The organism is Peribacillus sp. NPDC058002, from assembly GCF_042886655.1.
GTDB classification, from domain to species: Bacteria; Bacillota; Bacilli; order Bacillales; family DSM-1321; genus Peribacillus; species Peribacillus aracenensis.
In genome coordinates this window covers 1-1,263 of the sequence record NZ_JBHVQU010000516.1, presented here as the reverse complement: position 1 = coordinate 1,263, position 1,263 = coordinate 1, and the positions used below count along the sequence as shown (strand labels likewise).

The 1,263-nt window shown below is 41.6% G+C and carries 2 protein-coding genes; both read left to right on the top strand.

Annotated elements, in window-relative coordinates:
• Nucleotides 1-199, top strand: a 199-nt coding sequence (locus tag ACFVSH_RS26785; protein ID WP_387708861.1) for a TAXI family TRAP transporter solute-binding subunit, incomplete at its 5' end; no start/stop codon positions are given.
• Between the two features lie 19 nt (nt 200-218).
• A complete protein-coding gene (locus ACFVSH_RS26780; protein WP_387708860.1) occupies nt 219-1,250 on the top strand; it encodes an ABC transporter substrate-binding protein in 1,032 nt (343 codons plus the stop codon).
• Nucleotides 1,251-1,263: the final 13 nt, after the last annotated feature.

Here is a 1,263-nt window from a genome sequence, read left to right as displayed (position 1 = left end):
GGTGACCTACAAGGAAATGTCTGATGCTCATGCATACAGTCTCGTGAAAACATTATATGAACATCTGCCTGAACTGCAGCATACACATCCAGCTGCTTCTGATATTTCAATAAATGAAGCAACTAAACAAGTGCCACTTGATTTTCATCCAGGGGCCATGAATTATTTTAACGAACAAGGAATTATTGGAGATCAATGAAAAACGGGAGGTAATGACTATGAAAAAACTGCTGAGTCTTTTATCAATAATAGTATTGATCGCTCTTGCGGGATGTGGTAATCCCACTCCGCAAAAACCGGGGGAATCCGTCCAAACGGGTGCGGGTGAAAAAGGAGAGAAAAAAATAACGATTGCCGGTAATGGCGGTGTCATTGAAAGTGCCATCAGAGATGTGATCGCGCCGAAGTTCAAAGAAGAAACGGGAATCACTGTTAATTATATTTCCGGTTTATCAGGTGAAATTCTATCCAAAGTGGAATTACAGAAGAACGCTCCGCAAATAGATGTTGCCCTTTTTGTACCGGTTGATGTAATTCGCGCTAAGGAGAAGGAACTGATCGTACCAATTGATGAGTCCAATGTTCCCAATATGAAATCGGTGGATCCACGTTTCATTCCGGTTGAAAATGCTGCCGCGCCAGCATTCGGTTTAGTCATTGCACCAGCCTATAATACAGAAACCTTTAAAAAGAATGGGTTAAAACCAATTGAATCTTGGAATGATCTTGTATCACCTGATTACGAGGGTAAAACGGCATTTTCAGATATTACGAATGACTGGGGTTTCAATACCCTTAATGGTCTGGCAATTTCAAATGGCGGCAGTACGGAAGATATGGAACCAGGTCTTGAAAAAGCAAAAGATCTTGCAGCTTATTCCAATACCTTTTATAAAAACTCAACGCAAATGATGCCAGCTGTCCAACAAGGAGCGGCTGACGTAACCGTCATGGGAAGTTACTCCATAGGTGAACTAGCTGTTTCAGGTATTCCCATTAAGATGGCCGTACCTAAAGAAGGTGTACCGCTTCAAGCTTTTAGTGCTGGTCTCGTGAAAAATACGCCAAATAGCAAAGAAGCCCTTGAATTCATCAACTATGTAATCAGTGAAGAAGCGCAAGCATTAATTTCCGAAAAAGGATTTTATCCGACGGTAGAAGGAATGAAAATTCCAAAGAAATATGAAGAGGCAATCGGCCTTAAAGCAAGTGATAAAACATTCAAACCTGACTTCGCCAAGTTTGCCTAAATCCGCGCCGAGG

Coding starts and splice junctions, on each gene's coding strand:
- ACFVSH_RS26780 (WP_387708860.1), top strand. CDS start 219: ATGAAAAAACTGCTGAGTCTTTTATCAATAATAGTATTGATCGCTCTT.